Source organism: Thermotoga sp., assembly GCF_021162145.1.
In the GTDB taxonomy this organism is placed as follows: domain Bacteria; phylum Thermotogota; class Thermotogae; order Thermotogales; family Thermotogaceae; genus Thermotoga.
In genome coordinates this window covers 1-4,247 of record NZ_JAGGZH010000113.1, presented here as the reverse complement: position 1 = coordinate 4,247, position 4,247 = coordinate 1, and the positions used below count along the sequence as shown (strand labels likewise).

The window sequence follows — 4,247 nt, the reverse complement described above, 5'->3', positions numbered from 1 at the left end:
TCATCAAGGTGGACGATATTTACTACGTCTTTGGAACTCATCTTCAGGTTGCAAAATCGAAAGATTTAATGCATTGGGATCAGATAAGTACGAGTGCGCACGATAAAAATCCCATAATACCTAATATAAATGAGGAATTGAAGGAAGCTCTCAGCTGGGCAAGGACAAGAAACGATATCTGGGCACCTCACGTTGTTCGACTTTCCGATGGAAAGTACTACATGTACTACTGCGCCTCTACCTTTGGTTCACCAAGATCTGCCATAGGAATTGCCATCTCCGATAATGTAGAAGGTCCGTATAAACATTATGCAGTGATTGTGAGATCCGGTCAGGTTTATTCTGTGGATGGTCCAAGTGAGGATGGTACACCGTACAATTCTAGGAAGCACCCGAACGCCCTTGATCCTGCTGTTTTTTACGATAAAGAAGGAAATCTGTGGATGGTCTACGGATCATGGTTCGGAGGAATCTACATCCTCAAACTGAATCCTAAAACGGGTCTTCCTCTTCCCGGACAGGGTTACGGAAAAAGACTTGCAGGAGGGAATCACAGTTCTATGGAAGGGCCTTTCGTTCTATATAGTCCAGAGACGAATTATTACTATCTCTTTCTGAGTTTTGGAGGGCTCGATTACAGAGGAGGATACAACATTAGAGTTGCAAGATCTAAAAGCCCAGATGGACCATACTACGACCCTGAGGGAAAGAGCATGGAAAACTGTATGGGGAGCAAGACGGTAATAGCAAATTATGGAGCCAAACTTGTGGGCAATTTCACTCTGAGTGAAAGCAGTACCATTGACTTCAAAACATTCGGATACGTCTCTCCTGGCCACAACTCCGCCTATTATGACCCTGAAACAGGAAAGTACTTCATTTTCTTCCACACAAGGTTTCCTGGAAAAGGAGAAACGTATCAACTCAGAGTTCATCAACTCTTTCTCAATGAAGATGGATGGTTCGTCATGGCTCCTTTCCCCTATGCAGGTGAAACGATCTCTGATTTACCAGACAAGGAGATCGTAGGGGAATACCTATTCATAAATCATGGAAAGGAAATCACCAGTAATATCAAACACCCTGTGAGAATTCATCTGAACCAGGATGGAACGATAACAGGAGCAGTTGAAGGGAAATGGGAAAGGAAGGGACACTACATCACTCTGGAAATCAACGAGGAAGGCTCCACTGTCACGTACAGGGGAGTCGTTTTGAAACAGTGGCATTACTCAGAAAAAAGATGGGTAACAGTTTTCACGGCTCTTTCCAACCATGGAGTTTCCGTGTGGGGAATAAGGGTTGAATGAATTTTGAATTTTCAATATCTTCAGCATGGAGGTGTTAGAACATGAAGAGGGTACTATTTTTGCTTGCACTAGGAGTGATGTTCAGCGTGATTTTCGCTTTTGATCCAAACAACGATCCTTCCCTGATTGCTTACTTTCCATTCGATGGAAACTTGAGGGATGCAACTGGCCACTTTGGAGAGGCAGTCAAAACAGGCAGAACCATAGGAAGTGTTGGTAGAGGACAAATAACATTCGTTGATGGCGTTGTTGGACAGGCTGTAAAACTTCCTGGAAGCAGGGGGCTTCTTCTTCCTGAAGATCTTATTAAAGACTACGATTACACAATTTCCTTCTGGGTTTATGCAGAAAAGCTGACGAGATTCACGACAACATTCTTCGGGGCCTACATCGACAGAAAACTAAAAATTCACTGGATCAGCTTCGTTCCTTTCTGCTGGAACAACGGTACAATGCTCTGGGCAAGGGATGAAGCGCAAAACATATGGTACGATGGTATCCTCAGCAAAAACATTGAACCCGGGAAATGGTACCACGTGGCAATTTCTGTGCTGAACGGGATTGTCAGAGTTTACATCAACGGAGAACAGGTTCTTACAAAGATACAAATAAACGGTCAGGAAAACTTGACGGGCAAACTACCGGATGTGTTCAGCCTGAAACCAGGAGGAGTGTTTGCCCTTGGAGCCAATTACTGGGATGCTCCATTCAAAGGCATGTTCGATGAACTCAGAATCTACGATAGGGCGCTGGGGCCTGATGAGGTGAGGATACTCTATAATTATGGAAGGTAGAAAGGAAGTGATGTTTTGTGATGAAGAAAGTTTTCCTAATAGTTTTCATAGTGTGGGTAATCTCCTTAGTAGCAGGTATAGATTTGAACGAAGGTCTGATAGCATACTATCCATTCGATGGGGACCTGAAAGACAAAACAGGAAACTTCGGAGAGGCATACCTTGTTGGAAACAGAATAAACGTTCCGGCTCTTGGAAACCCGAAATTCGTTGAAGGTGTGGTGGGACAAGCACTGGTTTTTGATGGAAAAAAGGGAGTGGTTCTCGGAGATGATATCATAACTGACTATGATTATTCTGTTTCTTTCTGGCTAAAAATCGAGGCATTTACGCAGCACACAACCACTTTCTTTGGATGCTACATAGACGAAGAAAATTACTTCTACTGGTTAAGTTTTGTACCGTATGGCTGGAACAATGGTACTCTACTGTGGGCCAGAAATGATAGAAAAGACATATGGTTTGACGGAATACCTCCTTTCAATCTGGAAAAGAACAAATGGTACCATGTTGTGATAACTGTAGACAAAGGAAAAGCACGTTTGTTCATCAATGGAGAAGAAGTTCCTCTCAAAATACAAATCAATGGTCAACCTAACCCTAATGGACTGGTACCAGATGTGTTCTCCGTGGGTCCGGGAGGTGTGTTTGCACTGGGTGTGAACTTCTGGGATCCACCTTTCAAGGGGATGATAGATGAATTAAGGATCTACGATATTCCATTGAGTGCGGATGTTGTGAAAAATCTGTATCATCGTGAAAACAAACAATAAAACGGAGCTCCTACCTCGGGAGCTCCATTTTTTATTTCAAACCTGTTGTCTTTATCCCTGCAGTTATGTATTCACGGGCCAATAAGAAGAGTATCATAGGTGGTATTATCATGATCGTTGCCATTGCCATTATGAGATCCCAGCGCACGATAAAAGTCGTTCTTGAAAAGCTGTAAATTCCGACACTCAAGGGTTTAAGATCTTCAGAATTGATGAAAACCATTGGGACAAAGAATTCATTCCACCAGTATATCGAGGAAAGAACACCTATGGTTATAAAGATAGGCTTAGAAATGGGCACTATAATTTTCCAGAAAATCTGCCATTCGTTACAACCGTCAATTTTTGCTGCCTCATCAAGTTCGCGAGGAATAGTTCTATAAAATTGCCGGAAAAGAAAAACGTTGTACGGATAAGCAAAGAAAGCAGGTACAATAATAGGTAAAAAGGAATCCAACCAACCAAGGTATCTGAACAGGATATACTGAGGAACTATTGTAACATAACTTGGTATCATCATCGTAGCTATTATCAAACCAAACACCAAACTCTTTCCTTTAAATTCCATGCGAGCCAAGGGATATGCAACCATAGAACTTGAAAGAAGAGTACCTACTGTGTTTCCTATCATCAGTATGAGCGTGTTCCTCAGGTAAAGAGGAAGCTTAGTGTTTGAGAATATTTCAGAATAATTCCTCAAAGAAAATGTTTTTGGTAACAACCTAGGTGGATACGAACTGAATTCTATAAGTGATTTGAAAGAGGAAAAAATGATCCAAAGAATTGGAAAAAACATGATCACAGCTACTATCATCATCAATGTGTATATAGCAATTTGCCTTCCCTTTCTCTTCATTCAATCCCTCCCATCAAACTTCGTAGTAAACCCATTTCTTCGATAGTACGAACATTAAAAGCGATAATATCGCAGAGATAATAAACAATATCACCGCTTCGGCACTCGCATAACCTAATCTAAACGTTTTGAAAGCATTGTAATAGATATCTAAACTGATGGCTTGGGTTAACTTACCAGGTCCACCACCCGTAAGGGGATATATGAGTGCAAAGGACATGCTTAGAGAATTTATGGTAGCAGTAACTAAGTTAAAAAGAAGAATAGGAGAAATTGCTGGTAGTGTGATCCTTAAAAATTTTGTAAAGGTCCCTGCCCCGTCGATCTCAGCTGCTTCATAAAGTTCCTTAGGGACCTCTTTCAAAGCACTATCGAATATCAACATCATCTGACCCGTGTAAAATGTATAAATGTTTAGAACAGCTAAAAGCCATCTCACATAACTAGGATCCATCAACCAATTTGGAGGGTTGTTGATCCCAATCAGTGTTAAAAGATAGTTCACTATTCCTAG

5 protein-coding genes are annotated in these 4,247 nt (G+C 41.5%); 3 read left to right on the top strand and 2 right to left on the bottom strand.

Annotated elements, in window-relative coordinates:
- From J7K79_RS07125 to J7K79_RS07115, 3 genes are all read left to right on the top strand, one after another.
- Nucleotides 1-1,310, top strand: a 1,310-nt coding sequence (locus J7K79_RS07125) for an arabinan endo-1,5-alpha-L-arabinosidase (RefSeq protein WP_296906871.1), incomplete at its 5' end; no start/stop codon positions are given.
- A gap of 41 nt (nt 1,311-1,351) precedes the next feature.
- Complete coding sequence (locus J7K79_RS07120) at nt 1,352-2,104, top strand: LamG domain-containing protein (RefSeq protein ID WP_296906868.1); 753 nt, start codon at nt 1,352-1,354, stop codon at nt 2,102-2,104.
- Nucleotides 2,105-2,124: 20 nt separating this feature from the next.
- Nucleotides 2,125-2,877 carry a LamG domain-containing protein gene (locus tag J7K79_RS07115; protein WP_296906866.1) on the top strand — a complete coding sequence of 251 codons (753 nt, stop codon included), beginning with the start codon at nt 2,125-2,127 and terminating at the stop codon, nt 2,875-2,877.
- Between the two features lie 31 nt (nt 2,878-2,908).
- Here the strand turns inward: J7K79_RS07115 and J7K79_RS07110 are convergent, their stop codons facing one another.
- Together J7K79_RS07110 and J7K79_RS07105 are read right to left on the bottom strand one after the other, a co-directional pair.
- Nucleotides 2,909-3,733, bottom strand: a complete 825-nt coding sequence (locus tag J7K79_RS07110) for a carbohydrate ABC transporter permease (RefSeq protein WP_296906864.1) — start codon at nt 3,731-3,733, stop codon at nt 2,909-2,911.
- A 13-nt stretch (nt 3,734-3,746) separates the two neighbouring features.
- A partial coding sequence (locus J7K79_RS07105) for a carbohydrate ABC transporter permease (protein ID WP_296906860.1) occupies nt 3,747-4,247 on the bottom strand: 501 nt, incomplete at its 5' end.

Coding starts and splice junctions, on each gene's coding strand:
- J7K79_RS07115 (WP_296906866.1), top strand. CDS start 2,125: ATGAAGAAAGTTTTCCTAATAGTTTTCATAGTGTGGGTAATCTCCTTA.
- J7K79_RS07110 (WP_296906864.1), bottom strand. CDS start 3,733: ATGAAGAGAAAGGGAAGGCAAATTGCTATATACACATTGATGATGATA.
- J7K79_RS07120 (WP_296906868.1), top strand. CDS start 1,352: ATGAAGAGGGTACTATTTTTGCTTGCACTAGGAGTGATGTTCAGCGTG.